Here is a 25,419-nt window from a genome sequence, read left to right as displayed (position 1 = left end):
TACCTTCCGGTGCTAAAACTTTCACTAAAACAGCGTATTATCAGGGCTAAATTCACATTGCAGTTAGGAATAAACCGAAAGGTTAAACAATTGTTGTGAGTTTTTGGCCCCTGCCTTGCGGCAGGGGTTTTTTATACGTTCAGCGCGATAAATATTTGCCTGCATTACTCCTATATTTGTGCCAGCAATGGCCAAAAATTACAAGCCTTTTTACCTTTTACTGTTTGTGCTGGCGCTGATGGTTAATTTCATTGGCATCAATGCCGATTTTTTTACCGACGACCCCGGCCTTTACGCTTCTATTGCTAAAAACATGCTTTACAAGCATGACGTATTACAACTCTTCACCTATAATACCGATTGGCTCGACAAGCCCCACTTTCCGTTTTGGGCGGTGCTGGTAAGCTTTAAAATATTTGGCGTGAGTGCCTGGGCCTATCGCCTGCCCGCGCTGCTGTTCTTCTTGCTAAGTTTGCTTTATACGTACCTATTCGCACGCAGGTTTTACACCAAAGAAATAGCGCTTACAGCGGTATTAATATTGATGACAGCCCAGCACATCCTGTTATCAAACCTTGATATACGCGCCGAGCCGTACTTATTGGCGCTGATCATTGGCAGCATTTACCACATTGCCCGGTATAATGATAAGCCGATAGCAAAACACTTATTGCTGGCCGCCCTGCTAACCGCATGTGCTATAATGACTAAAGGCATATTTGTGATCGTAGCAATATATGGTGCGTTGCTTGGGCAGTTTATATTTCAAAAAAAGTTTTTGCAGTTGTTTTATCCTAAATGGTTGCTGTTGTATTTGCTTACCTTTCTGTTTACCATCCCCGAAGTTTACGCCCTTTACGTACAGTTTGACGCCCACCCCGAGAAAACAGTTTTCGACAGGCAAAATGTAAGCGGCATAAAATGGTTTTTGTGGGATAGCCAGTTTGGCCGTTTTATAAACCAGGGCCCTATCCAACAAAAAAAAGGCGGGGATAAATTCTTCTTTATACATACCCTGCTTTGGGCTTATTTACCCTGGTGCCTATTGTTCTATTACGCACTTTACAAAAGTTTCAAAAGCATCTGGCGAAAGGTAACCCTGCCGGAATATTATACGCTAAGCGGCGGTTTGTTGTTATTGATCCTATTCTCGCTATCCGGGTTTCAGTTGCCGTTTTATACCAATATACTTTTCCCTTTATTTGCTATTATTACCGCGCCTTATTGTTTTGTACAACTGAGCAAGGCAGGCGAAAATTATCGTAAGATAGTTCTGCTTTTATTTGCGATAGCTTTACCGATGATAATTATAGCGATACATGTTTTTGCGAAGCCGGCGTCTAACCTGCTATTTATAACAGCTGTTGTGTTGTTTGGATCAATCGCTGCAGCAATCAGCCTAAAAGTAAAAGAAATAGCCTACAAGGTTTTTATGCTAACCTGCTGCTCGGTGCTTTTCGCTAATTTTTACTTGAATACTGTTTTCTTCCCGCTGGTTACTTCTTACAACGGGCAAATACCTGCAGCCAGGTACGCAAGCCAGCCGCAGTTTGCCGATGCTAATTTATATACCTTGCGCATGTCTAACAACTCATTCCAGTTTTATAGTAACAGGCCTGTGCAGTTTGTGCCACTTGAGGGCTTTAAAGATTTTAAACCTGCGGGTAAAGCACTCTTTTTTGCCAGCCAGGCATCTGTAGATTACCTTACCAATACCCACGCCGATTTTAAGGTCGTCAAATCATTTATTGATTATCCGCAGGAAAATATGCTGCCAAAGTTTATAAACAGCGCCACACGCAGCCAGGTTATCTCAAAGGCTTATCTTATCAGCAAGTAACTACTGCACGTTGTATTTATAAACTGCACGGCCAATATTACCTCCATTATCAATACCCTCAACAATTACCCGGCATCGGCCCGCCCCGGCATTAAAATAATTAATGAAAGCATTCCCTGCAGCGTCGGTTATTACGTTTGGTTTCCAATAAATGGTTGTACGTTCATCGGCTGGGTATTTCTTTACTGCATCGTAAACCGGCGAATAAAATTCACGGGCCATGTAAAACCCTTTCGGGGATAATGATAAAATGCCCGGCGACATTTCTTTACTTTCCTCCACCGCGTCACCACCTTGTTTAGTATTGATAACCATAACTCCGCTGCCTGCCCCCATACCATACACCGCGGCATTAGCACCTTTAAGTATCTCTATAGATTCAACATCATTAGGCTGTACAACATCTATCCCTCCCGAAGTGATGGCGCCGTCGATAACGATTAGCATGGGTTCGGAAACAGTAGATCCGTTTGCCACAGCAATCGAGGTTTTAAGGTAAGCTTTCCCGTTATTAAAATCAATATTACGTGCAAGCCCGGTAAGCCCTTGTGATAAAGTTGCGAAATTTTTAATGTCCTTGCCGAAAACAACCTGGTCGGCATTGCCTGCGCCTGCAAGGCTTTGTGTATGATAGTTGCCTGGTTTCCCTTTTATATATACCGGCTTCAGATCGCGTATTTTACCTGTTTGCCAGGCTGTTACACCTGCGTAGTTTGATAAGTTATCAATAACCCCTACTGCCGGCTCATTATAAGCGGCTTGTGTAATTGCACTGCTATTATTAGCTATCACTAATTTAGCTTTGTTACGTAATGCTTTATTATCAATATTTAACACAAACTGCGATCTGTCTGCATACTCCAGACCCGGGAAGTTAAATTTACCTGCAGCATTAGTAGTTGCAGTTATACTTTGCCCGGTGGCCGATAGCATTAAGGTTAACTTTTCATTAGCTATTGGCGCGCCCGATCTATTGGTGAGTACACCTTCAATAGGGATCCCGAACTCGGGTTTATAAGTTAAGGGTGTTGGCGGTTCATTCAACAGTTCTTGCCATTGTACGCGGCGGTAACCCTGGGTAAGCATCAAAACATCCAGGTTGCTGCGGGTATCGGCATTTATAGTGTTAAAATAATAGCCCGGCTGTTCTACATAGCCCCGTAATTCTGAGGTTAGCAGCAAGTTTGACAAAATAGAGCTTTCTTTATCCTCATCGCCCTGCACCTTACTTTCATCTATTACCGCTACCGAGAAGTTGCCTACTGATGCTTTATCCCCAAACTTTACATTTAGCGTGATGGTTGCCTTATCGTGACCGGCGTAAGTTGCTTTATCGCTGTTTACGGTAAAATTAATGCCATCTTCATTTTGGATAAACACGAGGCGTTCGGCTAATGGCACGCCGTTTTGCGTAAAAACGGTGATCTGTGTTATCCCGCTTTTTAAATCTTTTTTTGGCAGATCGAACCCGATCACCTGGTTATCTAAAATAGTTTTTACCGTTTTTACCACACCGGCCGAATAGATCACCACGTTTACTTCTTTATCCTTATTCTCCAGGTAATAAGCCTTATTGGCATTTATATCGATGGCCAGTTTGCTGAGGTCGCTGTTGTTAACCGTAAGCGACATGCCCTTTGCTTCCGGCGTTGGGAGCGCCACCATATTTACCGAACCATCCGGATAGGTTACTTTTGCCTTGTAAGTTTTGCCGGCATCGGCAGTGATATAAAACTGGCCCATCCCCAAATGTGCCGAGGTAAATTTGGCAACTTCTTTATTATCGCTATCAACAACAATTCCTTTTACATATGTACCCAAACCATTGCTACCAACCGCTTTAAACGCAATACGGCAGGGTACAGCGGTTACAAACGAGCCGCCCTCCGGGAAAAATTGCACGTCGGTTTTGTTGTCCGTTGCTTTTGCGGGGTATACCTGCGCTATGCTTTTGCCATTAACAGATATGGTTTTATTAAATACATAGGCATTGCCTGCATTTTGCATCCATTGGGTGTAAGCCCTCACTTTATAATTGCCTTTTGAAAGGTAGTTTGGCAACGAAAAATCGCCCCAGGCAAGCCCGTTTTTCAGTTGCAGGATGAGCGACTGCATAACCGAATCGTTTTTACTCACCAGGTCTACGTGCAATACACCGCTGATCTTTGATAATTCGTGCTGTTCGCCAGCGGTTACGTAGGCTTTAAAATAGAGAGTATCGCCCGGGTTATAATAAGGTTTATCGAAATGCAGATAAGCTTTTTCAATGATCTTGTCGGTAGAGAGTGATTGCAGTTTGGCTACTACATCTTTAACATCCGTTTTTTGAGGCGCAACCTGTGCCTGCACAGCCACATTTACGCAGCCGGCTACAAACAACATTAAGAAAAGCTTTTTCATGATGTGAGATATTTATATGCGATAAAATTGCGGATGGTCTGTCCGTTATAATTGACACATAAATATACTGATATCCAAATGTATAGTACAAGCATTTTTTGCACTATAATTAAAAAAATACAAAATGGGTTTACTCGTCCTTTATCTCTTCCCAATAAAGGGTACCTTCATAAATGCCATTTTTGATGGCAACGTGCGCCTTTATTTTTTCAAGTTCGGCTTTAACCTCATCGGGGCCTAATTTGATGCTCAACGACGAATAGAAAATTACATACCCAGTTTTACTGTTTATAAATTTATAATGTTTTTCAGCCGTATTCATAACGATAATGCTTTAAGATATATCATTATAATAATACTATAAAACGCTTAATTGTTTTTAAAATTACCTGCCTGCGGGCTCGCTTGGCATATTATTTCCGCCCTCGTCTCGGCCGTCCTTCTCTTTATCCTTAGAAAACTCCAGCTTACCAAATTTATAACTAAGCGTTAACCCAAACGAGCGGAATGGTAACTGCCTGATGCTTGATTGGTTAAAGCCCGGCCCTTTAGTGGTCGACTCCTGGTTAATATACCGGCTAAACGCGTTGTTGGCAACCAAACCAATACTGGCCTTTTTATCCCAAAACTGCTTACGTACAGCCATGGTGTAAAAGAAGAAATGCGGGCGTGTGCCTTGCAGTGTGCGCGATGAGGAATTGTAGTTACCAAATGCCTCGGCCATAATGTTGCCGCCAAATTGGTAGCTGGCATTTAAATTTAAGCGATACTGAAAGGCCTTTATAGAATCGATACCCGGTGCTTTGTTGCTACGCTCTACCAGGAATATATTGGTGCGCAGGTTCAGTTTTTTAGTAACCGGTATCGATGCAAAAATGTTACCACCTAATGATGCCTGTGTGCCCAGGTTGGCGCGTTGGTTAAGTAATACGTTGGTATAATCCTTCCCGTTGATAGTTAATAACTCGTAACGGGTGGTAAACTGTTGGATATCGTCGGTATTGTGGCGATAAAAACTGCCAATGTAAATATTGGTGCCGCTATCAAATGATTTGTTGTAGCCTAACTCAAAGCTATTACTTTTCTCCGGCTTTAAGTTAGGGTTACCTGTGCTGATGTTCTTAGGGTCGCTGATGTTATAGAACGGGTTGATCTCGCCATAATCCGGTCGCTCTATCCGATATGAGTAGCTCAGTTTAATACTTTGTGTTGGCGTTAACTTATGAGATATTACTGCCGATGGCGCAAAAGTATTATAGGCCGGAATTACCACTCCTGCAAGGTTTGATTTGGTATCGGTGTACTCGCTCCTCAAACCCGCCTTAACATCCAAAAAATTTTTAAACAACGATGTTGATACCGATACATAACCCGCGTAAATATTACGTTTATAGTTAAATTCATAAGTTTGGTCGGCGTTGTTTACATAGCTACCGCTCTGTAAAGTATCGGTAATGGTAATATTCTTCAGGTCTTCTATCACCGCTTTAACGCCGCCCTCAATAGTAAAGGTTTTAGTTACCGGGTGTGTATAATCAATGGAGATATTGGTCTCCCTGTCGCTACCCGGGTTGTTGCCACGGATGCCGGTGGTCTCTTTCGGGTCATTAAGGTAATCTTGCGTTTGGAAATAGTTTGCGGTGTTTTTGCTGTAACTGCTGGTGTATAAAAACTCAAGCGACTGGCCTTCTTTCTTAAAATTCTTTTTGTAAGCAAGGCTGTAATCGGTAGAATACGCGGTGAACTTACTATCAGAATTACGCAGAGTTAACAGGTTAGATAACAAATTACCGTTCGCATCGGTTACGCTGTCCTGTTGATTGGTAAGCCCGTTGTTGTGGTTCCCAAAATGATCAAAACCAATTGAAGCCGTTAATAAATCTTTAGGCGTAATATCCCAGTTTAAACTAAGGCCGCTTTGGTAACCGCTTCTTTTAGAATCTGAGCCACCATTTTGAACCAGGCCGTTTAAATTGCCAGAGCCTTCGGTTGATGAGCGGTTGCTAGTATTTAAAACAGTTGTATTTAGCTGCGCATTCCCGCTAAAAAACGCGTTTACGCCAAAATTACCCTTACGGGCGTTCAGGTTAAACGATCCGTTTTCCTGGCGGGTACCGGCGGTTAAGTTAACGCTACCATTGATACCTTGTACCTTGCTATCCTTTAATATAATATTGATGATACCGCCTGTACCTGCCGCATCGTACCTAGCGCCGGGGCTGGTTATTACTTCAATACTTTTTATCTGGCTGCCGGGGATGGCCTGCAAGGCATCGGCAAGGCTGGCACCAAAAATACTGCTCGGCTTACCATTAATGAGGAAACGGATGTTGGCGTTGCCCTGTAATTCTACGTTACCGTCAATATCTACCGTAACCTGCGGTACTTTTTTAAGCACGTCAATAGCCGCGCCGCTTTGCGCTGTCAGATCGTTTTGGGCATTGTAAACCATTTTGTCGATCCGGTTCTCAATTATCGGCGCTTTAGCCACAATATCAACCCCTTTAAGCTGGTTTTGAACAGGGTCTATCAAAACATTACCAAGGGCTATTGTACCGCCGTCAACTACAATAACATGCTCAACGGCGTGTTTCTTATACCCTAAAAAATCTATGGTCAGGCGGTAATCTCCGGCGGGGATATTCTCTAAACTGAAGTTGCCTTTTGGGTCGGTACTAATACCGTTGAAGGGGCTGGTGCTGCCTTGTTTAAATAATGATACGGTTGCATAGTCAACCGGCTGTTTGCCTACAGCATCGGTAACTTTACCGGTAATTTTACCTTTGCCGCCCGCAGCATTTTGGGCATTTACATTTACGGTAGTAACAAACAGAAAAACAAGAACAAAAAACGTACGCATATAACCTCTTTATTTCGAGGTACAAAACTGAAAAGAAACTTTGGATTAAAACTGAATTTTTAGTTACGTTTCGTAATTGTTACATACTCCATATTCGGCTAAAATATAAGCACCAAAGTGCCCGAAATTATCAGCAACGCCCCCATCCCTGTTTTTAGTGTAAGCGGCTCGCCCAAAAAAACCACAGATAAAATTATAGCAATTGCCACGCTAAGTTTATCTACCGGAGCCACCTGCGATACCTTACCTAACTGCAATGCCCTAAAATAAAAGATCCACGATAAACCCGTGGCGCAACCGGATAGCACCAGGAAAGCCCAGTTTAATTTAGTTAAACCGTTTATGCCATGCTGTGTGCCTTTATACAATACAATTGACCAGGCTATTAATAATATCACTACCGTACGGATGGCGGTAGCCAGGTCGGTATCAACCCCTTTAATACCAATTTTAGCGAATATAGCGGTTAAGGCCGCAAATAGTGCCGAGAGTAATGCATAGATCCACCACATAATTATAGTTTATACAGGTTAAAATAATTACCAATTCAACTTATCGGATACCATCCAAAAAAAAATAATTTCGTTTAGACTAATATCGAATGGTATTTTTATCCTAAATATGATGATTTTTTATAAGAAAATTATTTTTGTGGCACGTTATTCTTATCTTCATCGTTTTAATCTTAATATGAAGAAAACTGATTTTGTTTATTCTCAGGAATCGGAACCACACCGCATACGTACAAAAAAGATACTAAAGCAGTTTCCGCAGCTAAGGAATTTGATAGGGAAAAACCCAAAAACTATTTGGGCGATCATTGGCCTGGTAGCGTTCCAGGTTGTATTGGCATGGTTCCTTCGCGATCAATCGTGGTGGTTGGTATTTGGCGCAGCTTATTTATTAGGCGCATTTGCAGACCACGCGCTATTTGTGATGATTCACGAATGTACCCACCAATTGTTATTTAAAAACCGTAACGCTAACCGTTGGGCATCTATGTTTGCCAATTTGCCGCAAATATTACCAAGCGCTATATCGTTCGAAAAATACCATATCAAACACCACTCTTTCCAGGGTGTGCACGAGCTTGATGCCGATTTGCCAAACCGTTGGGAAGCAAGATTGATCAGCAACTCATTTTTTGGTAAAGCACTTTGGTTATTGTTCTTTCCGGTGTTCCAGTTATTCCGTTTATCACGTTTACGCGAGATCCACCCGTTTGACGGCTGGATCCTAACCAACTGGTTAATACAGGCCGTATTTACAGGCCTTATTTATTACTTTATGGGCTGGCATGCCTTAGCATTTTTGCTATTGAGCTTCTCATTCTCGGTTGGCTTGCACCCGCTTGGCGCCCGCTGGATCCAGGAGCACTACTTAACTCACAATGTTGAGCAGGAAACTTACAGCTACTATGGTAACTTTAATGCGGTAGCATTTAACGTAGGCTTCCATAATGAGCACCACGACTTCCCTTCTATCCCATGGAATAAGCTTCCGGAGATAAAGAAAACCGCACCAGAATACTACGATACTTTATACTATCACACCTCTTGGACCAAGCTATTCTTCCAGTTTTTGTTTGACAGGGAGATCTCGTTATTCAACAGGATCTTGCGTCGCGAGCGTGGCAAGGTTGCCATTACCGATGTATCTAAACCAGATGCGGAAATGAGTTTTGGCAAAGAACCCGCCTTAACCCCGCAAAACTCTTAAGTGTCAATTTAAAAGCATAAATAAAACGGCCCATAATAATATGGGTCGTTTTTTGTTTTATAGGCTTAGTTATGATTAAAAGTAAAGCGTTTAAAATATTTATCCCGGTGCTGTGCCTGCTGTTTATAGCAGCATTTGCCAAACACCGTTTAATTGATAACAAGCACCTGCCCGAAAGCCATCTGTTCTCAAAAGAAATGGATGAAACATCGGGACTGGCAGCATCAGCCATAAACCCAGATATTTATTATGCCCATAACGATAGCGGAGACACCAGCCGTTTCTTCGCCATTACTGCCGATGGCAAACTAAAAACCACCATTTATTTTAGCGGCGATAAAAAAGAGCCCTTTGGCGTGCGCGATTGTGAGGACATTGCCGTTGGGCCCGGCCCCTTAAAAGGCAAAAGCTATGTGTATATTGGTGATATTGGTGATAATAGCGCAATAAGAAAATTCATAACCGTTTACCGCGCCGAAGAGCGTAAGACCTGGGGAACCAACAGCCTTGCACAAACCGTGCCCGTGCCACTCAACCTGAAATACCCGGATGGCGCCAAGGATGCCGAGGCAATAACCATTGATCCTATTGAAAAGCTACTTTACATCATCACCAAGCGTGGCGATAGTGTGGGCGTTTACACATCGCCGTTAACTTACAAAGCCAATGATACCATTACCTTAACCTTTAGGGGCAGGTTATTCTTCAGCGGGATAAAACCTTTTAAATGGATAACCGCTGCAGATGTAACTGCCGATGGTAAACAGATTCTGGTAAAAAGCTACGAGAAAGTTTATTACTGGCAGCGCCAGGCCAACCAACCTATTTGGCAGGCATTAAAAACCACCCCGAAAGAACTGGTTTACAAACAGGAAAAACAGGGCGAGGCTATAGCTTTTACGCGTGATGGCAATGGTTATTATACTACCAGTGAGGGTATTTACGCGCCTATATATTATTATAAAATAGCAGGAAATTAATTCATAGTCGAGTGTTCACGTTCACGGTGCGAACACCGTTATAATTATCTATAATACTGATAATCATCGGTTTGTGTTTTTTATTTAACACATCAAACGTGAACACGGGAACCAATAACGTCGAGATTATAGGCCTTTGATAAGCTTTTTATAATTGATCTTATCAAAATCAAACTCTGGCATTTTATCCATTTTGCTGTAATTGACTACCATATCAAATTTGGCGGCATGTTCTTTGGCTACGTATAGGGTATAGCGGTAATCAAACGGCAGCGATGTGTCTTCCCAAACCGTAACCATGTTTTTGGGATCTATAATATATATGGTAACATTTGATGATCTTACGAACTGGTAAAATGGCGGCGATTTTAAAAAGTATTTATTCGCTTTTAATTTTTTAAAATCGAGCAAGGCCTGTACGGTAGGCCCATCCATATCGTAGTATATTATGGTGCTATCCGTAATTGCCCGGATCCGTGTATTGCCGCCATCGCCGGGTGCATATAGGTAATATTTACCCTTATATAAATTTAACGGTACCCACTGCTTTGGCAAGCCGGCAAGGTCATATTTTTTAAGTGGCTTAAAATGCTTAACCTTTAATATCTTATAGGTTTCGTTATAATTTATGCTGTCGTTATGGTCATACTTAAAACCTAACAGCCATTTGTATTGGCTCGCATTGCGGTCTTTTTCTATATAAACCGCATGATAAACATCCTTTTTAACCTCTCTCCATAAAAAAGTGGTATCCGCGGGTTTTGCCTTTTGCACGGTATCTTTTTCAACCGCGGCAACTTTCTTTTCGGGGCTTTTACACGCCGCAAGCAGGATCAATAGGTATATCAGCTTTTTCATTACCTAAATATAGCTAATTAAAGTATCACTTAGCTGTTAGCGTGTTAAAGGCATTGTCAACTCCGAATAATTATCACTACATTTCTATCAAATAAACTAATTCAAATTTTTTCTGACCGCGTGGCAACCTTAAGGCAATATCCATCGTGATGTATGCAGATAAGGTAATAATTTAAGGCAAACAGGATTCCCAAATATGGGCGAAGAAGAATTACATCAACTGGTAAAAGGCTGTTTAAAGGATGACAGGCTATGTCAAAAGCTTTTGTATAAGGCTTTTTATGGCTTTGCTATAGGCATCTGTTTAAAGTACGCCAACAACCGGTACGAGGCTTCGGAGATCATGAACCAGGGGTTTTATAAAGTATTCAAAAACGTAGCGAAGTATGATCTAACTAAGCCCTTTAAGGCATGGATAGGCCGCATTATGGTTAATACATCCATAGATTATTACCGCTCTAACCTGAAGATTTCATACACCGAAGAGCTGGACAAAGCCGAACACGTTAACGATACTGAGTTTGCCGACAGGAATTTAAATTATAACGAATTACTGGATATGATAAGTCAGTTACCTCGTGCATACCGTACCATATTTAACTTATTTGCCATTGAGGGTTACACGCACGAAGAGATAGGCACCATGCTAAATATCAGCACGGGAACCTCAAAATCAAACCTGCACAAGGCGCGCGCGAAATTAAAGATAATGATAGCCAACAGCAATAAAATGCCCGGCACAGCAAGTAAACAAGTAAACGATAACATAGTACCACTTAACCACAAAAACACCACCAACTTATCCATATCTTTTATAAACAACGTAACCAAAAGATGAAAGAGGAAAAAGAAGATAGTATTGATAAATTGTTTAGCCGCGGCCTAAGCCAGCCGGGCTACAATGCGCAATACCGGGAGGAAGACTGGGACGCTATGGAGGAAATGCTTGATGACAAAAAGCTAAGGAGCATTGTATTTAATTTATTGGTACTGGCCGGCACCATAGCGGCTATGCTGGCATTAATAATTGGCTGGTTATACCTAAACCCTGCCACAAAACCTGATAAAAACACACAACAGGTGGTGAAAAAATCACAATCTGTACAAAAGGATTCCGGTATATACGGCCTGCCCGTGCAGCAACTAGCACATCTTAAAAGTAATACGCTTTCGGCAAATGACAGTAGTGCGATGAGTTCAAACCAATTGAACCGTAAAAGTAAGTCGTTCTTCACCTTATCTGCTGTACCGGGCGGCCGTAATATTACCGGTTTTAGCTACGTACCTATTACACCATCCCGCTATAAAAAGGATACGATAATTACTGATGTAACCCAACGCGGCATAGCTAAAGTAGATACCATTATTACCGATAAAAGCATACCGGTAATTGCAAATAACAACAAAACCTATATTGACACCATCATAACCGATAAAGCCGCCGTTATAGCAGCAAACAGCATCAAAAAAGATACCATTATCACCCAAAAACGGTCTCCGTTGATCTCGGTAGTGGATGATATTAAACCGAACAAAAAATCGTCGAGACCAGTCGGCAAATCTAAGCCGGCAGCTTACGCATTCAGGCCAACATTCGCGGTTAGTTTTATTGCTTCGCCGGATGTGAATAGTGCCCAAGGTTTTACACAAACTAAGGTGGGCAGCAATTTTGGGCTAATGCTAACTATGGGCGTATCCCGCAAATGGAGCATTACCACGGGGGCGGTTTATGCCAACAAACCTTACATGACCGATTTTACAAATTATGCAACGGCCTACAAGTTTAACACCAACCCGGTAAGCGTTACCGCAAGCTGTATAGTGTTAGATATCCCGATAAATGTTGGGTACCAGCTTTTTAACAATGGCCGCAACAAGTTTAGCCTGGGCACGGGACTGTCGTCATACTTTATGCTGCGCGAAAATTACACCTTTAAATATGCAGGTGCTTACCCGGATGGGCCAACCGCCTACAACATACGTAATAAAAACAAACACATTATGGGCATCCTAAACCTGAATGTCACTTATCAGCGCGAGATAAGTTCAAAATTTGGGGTGGGTGTACAGCCATACTTTAAAGTACCACTCACGGGCATTGGCTACGGGCAGGTGAATCTAAAATCGGCAGGGGTTGCTGTGGGGGTAACGTGGAACATTAATACGGGACTAAAACCTTAAGAAAAACATGAAATATATCGGAGTAATATTACTCGTTTGGTTCGCAACAAACCGGTCGGGGCAGGATATCTATATCTGTAAAAACGCGGTTGTAACGCTTTATTCAAAGGCACCTATAGAGGATATCGATGCCCGCAGCGACAGGGGAACATCGGTACTAAACACCGCCACCGGCGATGTAGCCTTTAGCGTACCCATCGGCTCATTTAAGTTTGATAATGCCCTGATGCAGGAACATTTCAACGAAAACTATATGGAAAGCGATAAGTATCCGCAAGCAAGTTTTAAAGGCAGGCTTACAAGCAAACCGGACCTAAGCAAGGATGGAAGCTACCCCATAACCGCCGCCGGTATTTTCGAAGCGCATGGTGTAAAAAAAAGCTGCACCATCCCGGGAGTCATAACTATAACCAACGGTGTCGTAAGCCTTAGCTCGGAGTTTATGGTGGCTTGTAAAGACCATAAGATAGATATCCCAAAACTGGTGTTCCAAAACATTGCCGAAACCATCAAAATAAAAGTAACAGCGGCATACGCGCCTTACAAATAGCAAACCCTCAACACAACCATTATCATGAAAAGGTCCCTCTTAATTATCGCGCTGTTAAGTACAGCAGGCTTTATAAAAGCACAAACCAAAACCGATTCAACAACGACTATCAACAGCACCGATTCGCTCATGAAAACCCTGAGCGCGCCACAAAAAGGCGAGCCGGTTATAGCAACCTTTAAGGCCACGCGCCTCATCCTGTCGCAAACTACCGAAACGGTTAAAAAGAAAGAACTTAACTTTTTGGTGATCCATCGCTTTGGTGACATTGGCGGCGCGGCAGGCGGTGGCAAAACCCTTTGGGGGCTTGATAATTCTTCAGATATCTATATTGGCTTTGAATATGGCCTTACCGATAACCTGAACATCGATTTTGGCCGCAGCAAATCCGAACAATTGATAGAATTTGGTTTAAAGTACAACATCCTGCATCAAAAAACAGATAACAGCGTACCCGTTGCCGTTACGCTGATTGGTAAAACCGCGCTTAAACCTTACCATGTAAATACCAATGTTTATGATTTTTACAGCAACCGGTTCAATTACCTGGCACAGGCCGTTATAGCCCGCAAGTTTTCATCAGTATTATCCTTACAGGTATCGCCAATATTTGTGCGTACCAATTTGCCCTATCCGTTTTTGGCAGGTAACACGCACAATGTTTTTGCCCTATCTGCAGCGGGCCGTTTAAAATTTAGCAAGCGCATGGGGATCGTTTTAGATTACGTGCACCCCTTCTCCAACTTCAGGGATAACAGCGTGAACCCCAAATTTTATGATGGATTAGGTGTGGGTATTGAGATTGAGACCGGTGGCCACGTGTTCACCATTAACTTTACCAATGCAGAGGCTATCTCCGAATTTAATTATGTAACCAATACCCAATCCAGCTGGAGCAAAGGCCAGTTTCGCTTAGGGTTTACCATTTCCCGCATTTTCGATTTCAACAAAAAACATAAATCAAACTAACTTTCAAAACTATGGAAAGGCACGAATTTTTAGCAAAATTAGGTATAGGTGTAGCTGCGGCTTGTACCGGGTGTAGTATAGTAGGCTGCGGTTCTAAAGTAAGTGACCCCACGCCGGGAAATGGCGGTAATAACCCGCCAACAGGTGGTAATGGCAACTTATTATCCGTTAACCTCAACAGCGAGCTTCAGAGCGTAGGCAGTTCCAAAGTATCTAACGGCGTTATACTGGTCCGCTTAGCAGCCGGGGCAGCGGCAAGCGCTTTTACAGCAGTACAGGTTTCCTGTACGCACGAGGGCTCAAGCATTAACTATAACAACGCCCTAGGCCTGTTTATTTGCCCTAACCATGGCAGCGAGTTTAGTACTACAGGCGCCGTATTACAGGGGCCTGCTGCAACTGCGCTTAAAAAGTATACCGTTAACGTGGTTGATAACACTTTAACCGTAACAGCCTGATTTTTATAATAGCTGGGTGGTGTAGGGGGATACTGCATGGCTATTTTTATTGCATCTTGTTTGCCGTGGTAAGTCAGGTGGAGGGGCGATGTGGTACATCGCCCCGCTATTTTTATTTTAAACTTTTGATTATTTAGAATTAATATTCGGCAAGCATTACTTTTATATAAAAGCGGTATATTTAGGACTATAAAATTCACAACCAAAATGAAAAGAAAGATCTTCACTACAGCCCTTTTATCATGCTGCTTTATGATCTGCATGGCAACAGCGGTTTTTGCCGACCTTACTGGTAAATGGACAGGTAATTTAACCATGAGCGATGGTAACACCTTCCCGGTTACATACGATTTTAAAGTTGCCGGCGAAAAACTGACCGGTACAGCACAGTCGCCACAGGGTGATGTAAATATCGAAGATGGTAAAATTAAAGGCGACGAGTTTAGCTTTAACGTTAACGTTAACGGCCTTGATGTACCACATAAAGGTAAAGTGTACGCAGATTCTGTTGGCATGAACCTTACTATCAATGCGGACCAATTGCACTTTGTGCTAAAACGCATAAAATAACACCAATCTCTTAAAATAATAAAAAACCCCGCCCAACCCGGCGGGGTTTTTTAGCCTAATGTAAATAAAAGGCTTGGTAAATAATTAACAACGCTTACCTTAGCCCCGCATGTTACACCGTTTAACCGCATATTTATTAATTGTATCCCTGGTATCGGCCAACTTTTCACGTTTTTTTATCTACGCGGGTTTTGAGCTGAACAGGAACTACATTGCGACGAAACTTTGTGAGAACCGTAATAAACCGCAGCTGCATTGCAACGGCATGTGTTACTTAATGAAAAAAGTAAAGCAAGCCGAAGAGAAGCAGAACACCGAAGACAGGCAGGCACAAAAAAACCTGTTCCAGGAGGCCACTTACAATCAGCCTGCTCAGGTTAAATTTTACCCGGTTTTATTATCGGTAACCAAAGTACCCAACTACAGGTTCCAACTGCCGCAGCAATCGGCGAACATCTTCCAGCCCCCACAGCTCGCATAAAAACACCATTCTTATTTATACAGTTTTGATACCGGCTTCGCGGCCCTTATCTGCTATGCCTTTGCATGCCCTGTAAATTATTTATGTCCCGTTGCATTTGGGACACTATACACGTTTTTATGAAAATATCTAAACTACTATATATCCTGTTGTGTTTTGCGCCTGCCTTATGCTTTGGCCAAAACAACTTAACAGTTACCGTTACCGATGCCCGCACAAACGAAGCGGTGCAAGGCGTAATGGTAAGCGATGCCGATAACGGCAACCTGCTTACTACCACAAACGCCAAAGGCAAGTTTACCCTAACAACCGACGGCATCAAAAGCCTTCGCTTTAAAATGATTGGTTTTAATGATAAGCTTTACACTTTAACCGGCGCTGCAACTGTCGAGATCGCCTTAGAGCCTTCTACGATTGATCTGCAGCAAGTAGTTGTATCTGCCAGCCGCGAGCGCCAGGCCAGGCAGGATGTACCTATCGCCATCAGCAAAATAAACTCTACCCAAATTCATGATACCAAAGCCACCGCGCTTTACCAGCTGCTTAACAAAGTAACCGGTGTTTATATGGTAGATCTTGGGAGCGAGCAGCATACCATGGCCATCCGCCAGCCTATTACATTCAACGCTTTGTATTTATACATGGAAGATGGTTTGCCTATTCGCCCTACCGGGATCTTTAACCACAACTCCCTTTACGAGATCAACATGAGTGGCGTTCGTGACATTGAAGTGATCAAAGGCCCTGCATCATCCCTTTACGGAAGTAACGCTATTGGCGGTGCTATCAATTTTATTACACAGGGCCCACCGGCGGGTTACGCCGGCAATGTATCTGTGCAAGGCGATAATTACCACTACCGCAGGGTTGATGCCGATGGTGGTTTTAGCGCAGGAAAGTTTGGCCTGTACGTTGGCGGTTACGTAGCCAAACTGCGCAACGGCTGGCAGGATTACAGCGACTTTGACAAATACTCGGGCAACTTTAAAATCACTTACGATTTTGATGCCGCTACGCGATTGACCACTTCTGTAGCCTATAATTATCTGAACACACAAACACCGGGCGGTTTAGACAGCGCGAAATTTTACAGCAGGACATTTGGCGCTAACCAGCGTTTTACCTATCGTAAAGCAAAAGCCTTTAGGGCCAATACCAAGTTAGAGCACAGCTGGAATAACCAAAGCAGCACTTTCCTGACCTTATTTTACCGCAATAACTCTAATGCGCAACTCCCAAGTTACTTTATACGTGATGTGCGGGACAATGCGGGTAACTACGAAAGCTCCAACGGGCAGGAGAACGACCAAAGTTTCCATAGCCTTGGTTTGTTGGCGCAGCACCGCCAGGCTTTTGATTTTTTACACTCGAAATTGATTTTGGGAGTTTATGCCGATAACAGCCCGAGCAGCTATTACGCCAAGTTTTTAAATATTCAGAAAGACGTGGCTAACAATTTTTATACCGGTTACACCCCTACCGGAAATTACATCGATAACTACCACATTAAATTGTTTAACACCGCGGCATACGCCCAGTACGAGATTAAACCTGCAGAGCCTTTGCGCATTGTAATGGGTTTACGTTACGACCGCATCCAATACAACTTTACCAATGGCATCGCTGCGGGCAGCACCAAATACAAACAACAGGAAACCAACGTCTTTAACATCGTAGCGCCAAAACTTGGCATGACCTATAATTTTGGCAACAATAAAGGTTTATACGCCAACTACAGCGTAGGTTTCCAGCCGCCGGAAACCGGCCACTTATATAACGCCCGCCAGCTCACCCCGCTAAAACAAGCTACCTTTAATAACTACGAAGCAGGTGGCTGGTTAGCATTATTAAACAAGAAAATGTATGTAGAGGTAACCGTGTATAATCTGGAAGGCCGTAACGAGATCATTAACCAATTAATGCCGGATAATACTACTCAAAACCAAAACGCTGGTGCAACACGCCATCGTGGTATAGAGTATTCGGTAGCCTACGCGCCGGTTAGCGAGTTGGGTTTCAGGTTTAGCGGAACGAATGCCAGGCATACTTATGTAGATTTTAATGAAGTTTCAACCAACTTTATCACGGGTACAAGCACAGTTACCGATTACAGTGGCAACCGCATGAATAACGCACCAAGCTGGATAGCCAACTCCGAACTTACTTACAAGCCTGCTTACATCAACGGTTTCAGGATAGCGGGCGAGTGGCAGCACATTTCGTCATACTTTACAAATCCGGCAAACACCAAAACCTATTCGGGATATGATATCTTTAACCTTCGTACCGGGTTTGATGTAAAAAGCGGCGTGCTTAAAGGCGCGGGCATCTGGTTAAATGTATTAAATGTTACCAATAAGCTTTACGCCACAACGGTAACCGGCTACCAGTTCGGCGATATGTATACAGCTGCGCCACCAAGGGTTTATACATTAGGTATTAGCTATTCATTTGCAAAACACTAACCATGGCAAAAGCAAAACAAAACTTTTATAAATGGCATCGGATATTGGGCTTAACAGCCCTTATCCCTGTTATGATGTGGACGCTGAGTGGCCTTTTGCACCCGTTCATGTCCAACTGGTTCAGGCCGACTATTGCAAGAGAAGTTTACAAGCCGGAGCAGATTATTAAGCCAACGCTGACCATTAAGCAGGTGCTGGATAAGAACGCGATAAGCCAATTCATCAATTTTGGGTTTATCAGTTTTAATAAGCAGGCTTACTACCAGGTATTGGGGAAGGATAGCATCACTAACTACTACTCAGCTACCAACGGTATTTTAGTGAATGACGGCGATAAGCAATACGCTACCTATCTTGCGCGCTATTTTACGCAGGATAGCACATCAAAAGTAAAAAGCATCACCCTGCAAAAAACCTTTGACGCGCATTATCATCCCATAAACCACCTGCTGCCCGTTTGGAAAATATCCTTTGACCGGGCAGACGGTATGGACGTTTACGTGGAATCCGCTCAAAGCCGCATGGGTACGTTCAACAACAATACCCGCAAGGCGATGCTTAGCGTTTTTGAGCAGCTGCACACCTGGCAGTTTTTAGAAGCAATTGGCGGCGAGCAATTCCGCATTGTGGTGTTACTGTTAATCGTGAGCATTATGTTTTTATCGCTATTGACCGGGTTAACCGTCTATGGTTTCTTTTGGAAGAAATTCAAGACCATCAAACAAAACCGCAAAGCCGATAAACGCCCGGATACCCGCTTTGTACACCGCTTTCACAGGCAGCTTGGGCTTATTGTTTCGTTCGTGATGTTCACGTTTATCATCAGCGCGGCATTCCACTTAATTATGAAGTTGCATATTATCAAACCGCAGAGTAAATCGTATAGCCAAATGATCGAAACAAAAGAGTTGTCTATCACTAACCTGCAATTGCCCGTAGATAGCATCAAAACAATTGGCCTAATTAAATATGCAGATAGCACCTATTATCAGGTGGCCGATCTTAAAAAGAATGTCAGCTATTTTAATACCTCAAGCGGCAAACAACTGGCAGATGGTGATGCGATCTACGCCAATTACCTGAGCAGTTTTTACCGCGCAGGCGAGCCACAGATAAAAGTAAAAGGCAAAAGCACAATAACGCAGACCCGTCAGTTTGATAACGAATATGGCTTTATCAACAAACGCCTGCCGGTACAAAAAGTGGCCTACCCTAACGGCGAGAACTGGTATATCGAAACCACCACATCGCAATTGGCTACCAAAGTAGCGGGTATTGACCGCGCCGAAGGGTTTTCTTTTATATTTTTACACAAGTATTTCGGCATGAGCTGGGCCGGCAAAAACATCCGCGACATAGTAAGCATGCTTGCCGCGCTGGGTGTATTCGTCATATCAGCATTCGGCTTTGCCGCGTTCCTTAAAAACAAATAATTATGAGAAGATACATCATCATTTTAGCTGTAGCCGCATTGAGCTTTGCAGCCTGTAATTCACCGGCAACAAAAGATGCCAAGGCAACCGAATCTGCCAAACCAAAAGGGAAATACTATTGCACCATGCACCCCGAGATAACATTAAACAAGCCGGGCACCTGCAGTAAATGCGGAATGGATTTGGTGGAGCGGGATACAACAGGGAAATAAATAATTTATGTCATTGCTTTAAGGAGCGTAGCGACGTGGTAATCTCAGCATATCCGATTGTCCTATGAGATTGCCGCGCTATCGCGCAGCAATCTCATTTTTTTATCTGTTTTTTATCCTGAGAGTCACTAGTTCAGAAACCTAAAACAGTTACTCCTCTTTCCAGAAAAGGGTGTTGGGGTGGAATTGTTTCCACGAGCGCCAGTACTCCTGGTAAGCTTGTATGACACCTAACCGGCTACCTTTATATGAGCCGGAGATACAAACGCCTTTCCAATCCCAAATGGATGAAGTTTCATCGTCGGTCAGCTGTTTATCAGCATTCACCTCGAAATGCAGGGGCTTGCCGTTTACGGTACTATTCCAGGCATGAAAGTTCATGCTGTCCTTTTCCATAGCTATCAGCAGGCTGGTAGTTTTAATCTTATCATTAAAAGTTCGTTTGCGCACCATGGCACGCCAGTCGTACGCTTTTGGCTGGCCTTGCACAATTACACCTATCATCCAGCTTTTACGTATCAGCGAATTTTTGTTTTTCAACGTGGTATCCTTATCAACCGTTTGTTTGCGGTCGTAATCTTTTAGGTCGGCATAGTCATTGGTATAGATGGCATCCGGCTGTAAAATTTGCGAGCCGGGATATTTGTTAAGCCATGCGCCAAGGGTTAATTGCTCGTAAGGCACTTCGCTCAATTGCGCGCCCTTTAACGCACCAACAGCAGCCTTTCCGGTAGATTGGTACCACCACGTTTTAGTAGCCTCATCCTCAATAATAGCATTGTAATGCCTCGCCCCCACCAACCTGAAGGTTTGCAGCTTCCCATTGATAACAGGGTCGTAAACGCGGCCTGTGCGGCACATGGTGCAATAGGTAATTAGCATCGGCTTGCCGGCAATATTATCCTGTACCTTATGATGGTAACCTAAATATATTATCGGATATGCTTTGGCAACGCCTTTATACACTACACCTATTACCAGATAACTATGCGGTACCCGGCTTTTTATGGCATTGGCAAACGCCACTTTACGCGTTTCCTTAAACATAATTTCGGCCTTATACATGTTATCGGTAAAATAAAAACTGATAAGGCACAGAGACATCACGGCAACTTTTATAGCCTTTTGTTTGGTGGTGTCTTTTATAAGGTAAAGCCCCAGGTATGTCAATATCAATACAGCGCCCAGTATCCGCAACGGCTGGATCATCTTTTCCAGGTAGTAGCAAAAAGTAATGGCGTTAATATCCTGGCTGCCAGGGAAAGGCATCAGCAGGTAAGCATTTATCAGCCCCGGAATTAAGAGTAGTATAATACCAGCCCAAAATAGGGAAGGTTTAGTTGTCTTGTTCATGCTTTATCCGTAAAGGCTTGTTACAGTATTGGTTAATTAGGTTACTAAGCCTAAATTATAAAAGATATTTAAATTTCCCATATGGCATTTTAAGTCGAATTTTATTTAAGCCGCACTACACTTTTGATTAGCATATTTGTTTTTGACTTTAGGCTTACGCGATTAAACTACAATACCTGTAATTTTATGAAAATTTAATAATGATGAAGATCGAGATCTGGAGTGATGTAATGTGCCCATTCTGTTACATAGGTAAACGCCGTTTTGAAGATGCCCTGCAACAATTCGCGCATAAAGGGGAAGTGGAGATAGAATGGAAAAGCTTTCAGCTTAACCCGGATATGGTAACCAACCCATCGGTAAACATTAATCAATACCTTGCCGATGCTAAAGGCTGGACATTGGAGTATGCACAACAAATGAACAACCACGTAACCGAGATGGCTGCCGAAGTTGGCCTCAATTATCATATGGACAATGCCGTTGTTGCCAACAGCTTAAAAGCTCATCGCTTTACCCATCTTGCTAAAAAGTATAACCTTGGCGATGCTGCCGAAGAAGCCTTATTTAAAGCCTACTTTACCGAAGGCAAAAATGTGGACGATACAGACACCCTTGCAGAATTGGGCTCTGCTATCGGCCTTAACCCCGATGAGATAAAACAAACCCTTGTTACCGATGCTTTTATAGATGATGTTAAGCATGACATAGCCGAAGCGCAGTATTTAGGCATACAGGGTGTACCGTTTTTTGTGATGAATAATAAATACGGCGTATCAGGCGCGCAGGCGGTTCCGGTATTTACCCAAACATTAGAAAAAGCGTTTGCAGAATGGAACGATGATCAAAGCAAACCAAAACTAGACGTTATTGAAGGCCCAACCTGCGGCCCTGATGGCGATTGCTAAGCAAATAAATTTATTGCAGCAAATCTTGCCGGTACAGGAAATGCGCCAGCCAACAGTACCATTTCGTATACTTTAGATGGCAAAACAGTAAAATTCACCACTGGTTTTTTTCAGGTGATTTCTCCAACATTAGTGCCGCCAAATGGTAGCATACAAGTAGGCGGCGGCTTAGATCCTGCAACTGCATTTTTGTTAATGGCAGAAACCAATTCCACCGGTACGTTTGATGCCGATATAATTACAGTTGGTACTTCTTCGGCTCGGGCAAAGTTACTTTTACAGACATTAACGTAAAGGATAAAAACGGCCTAAAGGGCACTATAAAAGGCACCTTTACCCGCAAAGTAGCAGGTTTCTTAACCGACCAACCCGAGAAAGATATTTCAGGATCGTTCAGCCTTAAAATGTAACCCTATTATTTGTTGACAGCTGTTTATCCCTATTATTTTCAATAATTAAAATATAGATAGTAACTTTGCACCTTAGTGTAATAAATACACAAAATTTGAATTTTACTTTTGGAAGCAGTAGCCCCATCTTACAATTTCTCCAGAACTACATTGCGCGTTGCGGTGGGAGCCATGTTTTTTATGACCGGCATTTGCTTTGCAAGCTGGGCATCCCGTATAGCTACTATTCAACAGGATCTTAATTTGAGCGATGCAGGGCTTGGCGGTGTTTTATTTGCACTTCCCGTTGGTTTAATGTGCTCGCTCCCATTCTCCGGCTGGGTAATTACCCGTATAGGCAGCCGTAAATTGCTTATTAGCGCGTTGGTGGTTTACAGCCTTTCGTTAGTTTCTTTGGGCATTGCGCAAAATACCGTTCAGCTGATCGGATGCTTGCTGTTATTCGGTTTCTCCAGCAACGCGGTAAACATAGCTGTAAATACCCAGGCTGTAGCTGCCGAGGAGTTATACCAGCGCCCAATACTTGCATCGTTCCATGGTTTATGGAGTTTGGCGGGCTTTACAGGGGCTGTCATAGGCACCTTTATGATAGGCAAACAGGTTATCCCATTCAAGCATTTTAGCATGATAATGGTGCTGGTGATCGTAGTGGTGATTTTCACGTCGCGCTACCTTAAAAACGACAAGCCAACAAGCGCCGGGCCGGTGTTTGTAATGCCCGATAACTCACTGATAAAATTAGGTGTCATCGCTTTTTGTTCGATGATATGCGAGGGCGCGATGTTCGACTGGAGCGTTATTTTCTTTAAAAAAGTAGTGCTTGCCCAAAATGCGTCAATGGGTGCCGGGTATACAGCCTTCATGTTTACCATGGCTACCGGCCGCTTTGTAGCCGATAAATTCGCACACCGTTTTGGCCTTAAACGCACTTTACAAATAAGCGGTATGCTTACCGCCACCGGCTTACTTACCGCCGTGGCATTCCCTTACATGTACTCGGCAATATTCGGGTTTTTATTGGTAGGGTTCGGTGTATCATCTGTTGTGCCGTTGGTTTACAGCGCGGCAGGCAAATCTAAAACCATGTCGCCGGGGGTGGCACTGGCGGCCGTATCAACCATTGGGTTTGCAGGTTTTTTAGTTGGCCCGCCGTTGATAGGTTTTGTGGCCGGGATAGCTACTTTAAGGGCATCCTTTACGCTCATAGCAGCCATGGGTATTTGCGTAACCATATTTGCTACCAAGGCAAAAATTTAATTACTCTTCTGTCAGATCTGCTTCATTCGGATTAAGAACATATTCAAAATTCTCGTATCCGTTATGGAAGATGAACTTGATCCGTTCGTGCGGCAAATTAATATCCAGCGATATAGCACCTAAGGTTGACGGCAGATTGTCACGAATCAATTTTAAGTCGGTAATGTGGGGCATGTCTATAGCGATGTCTTCGCCACGGGCTTCTATTTTCCAGTCTTTAAGGCCTGCGCCCTGCAATACATCCAACCACTTTTGCTGATAAGCATTCATAATATTATTATTTGCTTAAAGAACAGGCCGTGTTGAATTAAGTTTTTACCGATTGAACGCTACGGTGCAGATATATATCGCCCATAAACCCCTAAACGCGCCAGCCTGTTCTCAAATATCATGCGTGGATCGGCATAAAATTTCTTAAAGTCCTGCTCGCTCACCTGGCCGGGGTATGGCACAAAATAGTGATCGGGCCGGCCGTTACGCCATGCCATTACGTAGGATGTTTTGTGTTTGGCAAGGGTTGGCAAAAGCACTTTTGTCCACCAGTCGGCCTGTGGGATTTGCTCATACCCTGTTTCGGGCAGGCAGGCAAGCTTATGTGTTTTGGCAGCAACGGCGTCTACAATGCCCATGCGCTCGTCCAGTTTTTGCTGGTACTCGGTTACGTTTTTATTACAGTAATTATCAAAGCCAACAAAGTCTGTATAAGTATCACCCGGGTATCGCAGCATAAAATCGGCTTCGCTGTCAAAATCCGCCGCCGAATATACAATAAGCAGGTTATGCAACTTTTTGGTGTTACGCATATAATCGATGGTGAAACACCATAACTCCTTAAATTCCCCGGGAGTGCTGGTATTGGCGCACCACCAAAACCAACTTCCCGTAAGTTCATGAAACGGGCGAAACAGGATAGGGATTTGCTCACCGTTCCTGCCTTTTAAATCGGCTAAATAATTTGCCCCTTTCTCCAGCCACCTCACATATACATCGTGGTATGCGCCACCAGGTAAAATATCTTTAATGGTACGGTTAGTGGTATCCCAGGCGGTTTTGCCATTGGTTGGGTTATCCATATGCCAGCAAAAAGTATTGATGCCGCCGCGATCGTATGCCTCGCGCGCCATCTTTTTTTGCTCTTTAAAAAGCATCCCGTTAATATCTCGCGTGTTATCGTGCTCTATTTTAGCGAGGTCCCAGCCGTACATAGCGGGGTATGATCCGGTAACATCTTTAACATCAGACCGCCCCTCCTCGTAACACCAGCCTATGCCATAGGCGGTATCATCATGGTGGCCGAAGATGGTGCCCGCTCCTACCAATCGCTGCATACTATAATACAGCTGTTTGGTTTCGTATATGGCCTGCTTATCGCAAGGGTTATGTAATTGTGCCATAACTGATGTACCACGGGTTAATAAGATGATGATAATGGCGTAACGGTAAATGCTTTTCATGCTGATATCAGATGCCTTAAAGTAGCACAAATTATTAAACCTGCACCTTTTCGAATTTTGT

General features: G+C 43.3%; 23 protein-coding genes. 15 read left to right on the top strand and 8 right to left on the bottom strand.

What is annotated here, in order from left to right:
* Positions 1-187 precede the first annotated feature (187 nt).
* Positions 188-1,840, top strand: a complete 1,653-nt coding sequence (locus NAF17_RS09725; protein ID WP_252757814.1) for an ArnT family glycosyltransferase — start codon at positions 188-190, stop codon at positions 1,838-1,840.
* Here the strand turns inward: NAF17_RS09725 and NAF17_RS09720 are convergent, their stop codons facing one another.
* The 4 genes from NAF17_RS09720 to NAF17_RS09705 form a co-directional block, all read right to left on the bottom strand.
* On the bottom strand, positions 1,841-4,240 hold the full coding sequence (locus NAF17_RS09720) for an MG2 domain-containing protein (protein ID WP_252757813.1): 2,400 nt from the start codon (positions 4,238-4,240) through the stop codon (positions 1,841-1,843). It abuts the gene before it with no gap.
* Positions 4,241-4,370: 130 nt separating this feature from the next.
* Positions 4,371-4,562 (bottom strand): hypothetical protein, encoded by a 192-nt coding sequence (locus tag NAF17_RS09715; protein ID WP_252757812.1) that lies wholly within the window; start codon positions 4,560-4,562, stop codon positions 4,371-4,373.
* Between the two features lie 63 nt (positions 4,563-4,625).
* A complete protein-coding gene (locus NAF17_RS09710; protein ID WP_252757811.1) occupies positions 4,626-7,100 on the bottom strand; it encodes a TonB-dependent receptor domain-containing protein in 2,475 nt (824 codons plus the stop codon).
* Between the two features lie 98 nt (positions 7,101-7,198).
* Complete coding sequence (locus NAF17_RS09705) at positions 7,199-7,612, bottom strand: EamA family transporter (RefSeq protein ID WP_252757810.1); 414 nt, start codon at positions 7,610-7,612, stop codon at positions 7,199-7,201.
* A gap of 178 nt (positions 7,613-7,790) precedes the next feature.
* On the opposite strand from NAF17_RS09705, the gene NAF17_RS09700 reads away from it, so the two are divergent.
* Together NAF17_RS09700 and NAF17_RS09695 are read left to right on the top strand one after the other, a co-directional pair.
* A complete protein-coding gene (locus NAF17_RS09700; protein WP_252757809.1) occupies positions 7,791-8,819 on the top strand; it encodes a fatty acid desaturase in 1,029 nt (342 codons plus the stop codon).
* Between the two features lie 71 nt (positions 8,820-8,890).
* On the top strand, positions 8,891-9,799 hold the full coding sequence (locus NAF17_RS09695; protein WP_252757808.1) for a hypothetical protein: 909 nt from the start codon (positions 8,891-8,893) through the stop codon (positions 9,797-9,799).
* 126 nt (positions 9,800-9,925) lie between these two features.
* On the opposite strand, the gene NAF17_RS09690 is transcribed toward NAF17_RS09695, so the two are convergent.
* Entirely contained in the window at positions 9,926-10,657 is a 732-nt protein-coding gene (locus tag NAF17_RS09690; RefSeq protein WP_252757807.1) for a hypothetical protein, read from the bottom strand.
* Positions 10,658-10,853: 196 nt separating this feature from the next.
* Between NAF17_RS09690 and NAF17_RS09685 the strand changes: the two genes are divergently transcribed.
* From NAF17_RS09685 to NAF17_RS09640, 10 genes are all read left to right on the top strand, one after another.
* Positions 10,854-11,495: an RNA polymerase sigma factor gene (locus NAF17_RS09685; RefSeq protein ID WP_252757806.1), complete on the top strand. Its 642-nt coding sequence runs from the start codon at positions 10,854-10,856 to the stop codon at positions 11,493-11,495.
* Positions 11,492-12,838 (top strand): porin family protein, encoded by a 1,347-nt coding sequence (locus NAF17_RS09680; protein ID WP_252757805.1) that lies wholly within the window; start codon positions 11,492-11,494, stop codon positions 12,836-12,838. The genes NAF17_RS09685 and NAF17_RS09680 overlap by 4 nt, the downstream gene beginning before the upstream one ends.
* 7 nt (positions 12,839-12,845) lie before the next feature.
* Positions 12,846-13,388, top strand: a complete 543-nt coding sequence (locus NAF17_RS09675) for a YceI family protein (protein WP_252757804.1) — start codon at positions 12,846-12,848, stop codon at positions 13,386-13,388.
* A 24-nt stretch (positions 13,389-13,412) separates the two neighbouring features.
* Positions 13,413-14,357 carry a DUF5777 family beta-barrel protein gene (locus tag NAF17_RS09670; RefSeq protein ID WP_252757803.1) on the top strand — a complete coding sequence of 315 codons (945 nt, stop codon included), beginning with the start codon at positions 13,413-13,415 and terminating at the stop codon, positions 14,355-14,357.
* Positions 14,358-14,368: 11 nt separating this feature from the next.
* Positions 14,369-14,815 carry a QcrA and Rieske domain-containing protein gene (locus NAF17_RS09665; RefSeq protein ID WP_252757802.1) on the top strand — a complete coding sequence of 149 codons (447 nt, stop codon included), beginning with the start codon at positions 14,369-14,371 and terminating at the stop codon, positions 14,813-14,815.
* 207 nt (positions 14,816-15,022) lie between these two features.
* A complete protein-coding gene (locus NAF17_RS09660; RefSeq protein WP_252757801.1) occupies positions 15,023-15,385 on the top strand; it encodes a hypothetical protein in 363 nt (120 codons plus the stop codon).
* 109 nt (positions 15,386-15,494) lie between these two features.
* The gene (locus tag NAF17_RS09655) at positions 15,495-15,866 is read left to right on the top strand and encodes a hypothetical protein (protein WP_252757800.1); all 372 of its coding nucleotides are present in this window, start codon (positions 15,495-15,497) and stop codon (positions 15,864-15,866) included.
* 119 nt (positions 15,867-15,985) lie between these two features.
* Positions 15,986-18,331, top strand: coding sequence for a TonB-dependent receptor (locus NAF17_RS09650; RefSeq protein ID WP_252757799.1), 2,346 nt, complete (start codon positions 15,986-15,988; stop codon positions 18,329-18,331).
* Between the two features lie 2 nt (positions 18,332-18,333).
* Positions 18,334-19,764, top strand: a complete 1,431-nt coding sequence (locus NAF17_RS09645) for a PepSY domain-containing protein (RefSeq protein ID WP_252757798.1) — start codon at positions 18,334-18,336, stop codon at positions 19,762-19,764.
* 2 nt (positions 19,765-19,766) lie between these two features.
* Positions 19,767-19,976, top strand: a complete 210-nt coding sequence (locus NAF17_RS09640) for a heavy metal-binding domain-containing protein (protein WP_252757797.1) — start codon at positions 19,767-19,769, stop codon at positions 19,974-19,976.
* A gap of 150 nt (positions 19,977-20,126) precedes the next feature.
* On the opposite strand, the gene NAF17_RS09635 is transcribed toward NAF17_RS09640, so the two are convergent.
* On the bottom strand, positions 20,127-21,329 hold the full coding sequence (locus tag NAF17_RS09635) for a DUF3179 domain-containing (seleno)protein (protein ID WP_252757796.1): 1,203 nt from the start codon (positions 21,327-21,329) through the stop codon (positions 20,127-20,129).
* 200 nt (positions 21,330-21,529) lie between these two features.
* Here NAF17_RS09635 and NAF17_RS09630 point away from each other — a divergent pair, with 200 nt between their 5' ends.
* Positions 21,530-22,237, top strand: coding sequence for a DsbA family oxidoreductase (locus NAF17_RS09630; RefSeq protein WP_252757795.1), 708 nt, complete (start codon positions 21,530-21,532; stop codon positions 22,235-22,237).
* A 518-nt stretch (positions 22,238-22,755) separates the two neighbouring features.
* Positions 22,756-23,904 (top strand): MFS transporter, encoded by a 1,149-nt coding sequence (locus NAF17_RS09625; RefSeq protein ID WP_252757794.1) that lies wholly within the window; start codon positions 22,756-22,758, stop codon positions 23,902-23,904.
* Here the strand turns inward: NAF17_RS09625 and NAF17_RS09620 are convergent, their stop codons facing one another.
* On the bottom strand, positions 23,905-24,174 hold the full coding sequence (locus NAF17_RS09620; RefSeq protein ID WP_252757793.1) for a hypothetical protein: 270 nt from the start codon (positions 24,172-24,174) through the stop codon (positions 23,905-23,907).
* Between the two features lie 59 nt (positions 24,175-24,233).
* Positions 24,234-25,358, bottom strand: a complete 1,125-nt coding sequence (locus tag NAF17_RS09615; protein ID WP_252757792.1) for a glycoside hydrolase family 26 protein — start codon at positions 25,356-25,358, stop codon at positions 24,234-24,236.
* Between the last annotated feature and the right edge of the window lie 61 nt (positions 25,359-25,419).

This window comes from Mucilaginibacter aurantiaciroseus (assembly GCF_024055595.1).
GTDB lineage: Bacteria > Bacteroidota > Bacteroidia > Sphingobacteriales > Sphingobacteriaceae > Mucilaginibacter > Mucilaginibacter aurantiaciroseus.
This window is presented reverse-complemented; position numbering and strand designations above follow the sequence as displayed.

What these genes read in the sequence shown, in the direction of transcription:
- NAF17_RS09725 (WP_252757814.1), top strand. Translation starts at nt 188, where the DNA reads ATGGCCAAAAATTACAAGCCTTTTTACCTTTTACTGTTTGTGCTGGCG.
- NAF17_RS09720 (WP_252757813.1), bottom strand. Translation starts at nt 4,240, where the DNA reads ATGAAAAAGCTTTTCTTAATGTTGTTTGTAGCCGGCTGCGTAAATGTG.
- NAF17_RS09715 (WP_252757812.1), bottom strand. Translation starts at nt 4,562, where the DNA reads ATGAATACGGCTGAAAAACATTATAAATTTATAAACAGTAAAACTGGG.
- NAF17_RS09710 (WP_252757811.1), bottom strand. Translation starts at nt 7,100, where the DNA reads ATGCGTACGTTTTTTGTTCTTGTTTTTCTGTTTGTTACTACCGTAAAT.
- NAF17_RS09705 (WP_252757810.1), bottom strand. Translation starts at nt 7,612, where the DNA reads ATGTGGTGGATCTATGCATTACTCTCGGCACTATTTGCGGCCTTAACC.
- NAF17_RS09700 (WP_252757809.1), top strand. Translation starts at nt 7,791, where the DNA reads ATGAAGAAAACTGATTTTGTTTATTCTCAGGAATCGGAACCACACCGC.
- NAF17_RS09695 (WP_252757808.1), top strand. Translation starts at nt 8,891, where the DNA reads ATGATTAAAAGTAAAGCGTTTAAAATATTTATCCCGGTGCTGTGCCTG.
- NAF17_RS09690 (WP_252757807.1), bottom strand. Translation starts at nt 10,657, where the DNA reads ATGAAAAAGCTGATATACCTATTGATCCTGCTTGCGGCGTGTAAAAGC.
- NAF17_RS09685 (WP_252757806.1), top strand. Translation starts at nt 10,854, where the DNA reads ATGGGCGAAGAAGAATTACATCAACTGGTAAAAGGCTGTTTAAAGGAT.
- NAF17_RS09680 (WP_252757805.1), top strand. Translation starts at nt 11,492, where the DNA reads ATGAAAGAGGAAAAAGAAGATAGTATTGATAAATTGTTTAGCCGCGGC.
- NAF17_RS09675 (WP_252757804.1), top strand. Translation starts at nt 12,846, where the DNA reads ATGAAATATATCGGAGTAATATTACTCGTTTGGTTCGCAACAAACCGG.
- NAF17_RS09670 (WP_252757803.1), top strand. Translation starts at nt 13,413, where the DNA reads ATGAAAAGGTCCCTCTTAATTATCGCGCTGTTAAGTACAGCAGGCTTT.
- NAF17_RS09665 (WP_252757802.1), top strand. Translation starts at nt 14,369, where the DNA reads ATGGAAAGGCACGAATTTTTAGCAAAATTAGGTATAGGTGTAGCTGCG.
- NAF17_RS09660 (WP_252757801.1), top strand. Translation starts at nt 15,023, where the DNA reads ATGAAAAGAAAGATCTTCACTACAGCCCTTTTATCATGCTGCTTTATG.
- NAF17_RS09655 (WP_252757800.1), top strand. Translation starts at nt 15,495, where the DNA reads ATGTTACACCGTTTAACCGCATATTTATTAATTGTATCCCTGGTATCG.
- NAF17_RS09650 (WP_252757799.1), top strand. Translation starts at nt 15,986, where the DNA reads ATGAAAATATCTAAACTACTATATATCCTGTTGTGTTTTGCGCCTGCC.
- NAF17_RS09645 (WP_252757798.1), top strand. Translation starts at nt 18,334, where the DNA reads ATGGCAAAAGCAAAACAAAACTTTTATAAATGGCATCGGATATTGGGC.
- NAF17_RS09640 (WP_252757797.1), top strand. Translation starts at nt 19,767, where the DNA reads ATGAGAAGATACATCATCATTTTAGCTGTAGCCGCATTGAGCTTTGCA.
- NAF17_RS09635 (WP_252757796.1), bottom strand. Translation starts at nt 21,329, where the DNA reads ATGAACAAGACAACTAAACCTTCCCTATTTTGGGCTGGTATTATACTA.
- NAF17_RS09630 (WP_252757795.1), top strand. Translation starts at nt 21,530, where the DNA reads ATGATGAAGATCGAGATCTGGAGTGATGTAATGTGCCCATTCTGTTAC.
- NAF17_RS09620 (WP_252757793.1), bottom strand. Translation starts at nt 24,174, where the DNA reads ATGAATGCTTATCAGCAAAAGTGGTTGGATGTATTGCAGGGCGCAGGC.
- NAF17_RS09615 (WP_252757792.1), bottom strand. Translation starts at nt 25,358, where the DNA reads ATGAAAAGCATTTACCGTTACGCCATTATCATCATCTTATTAACCCGT.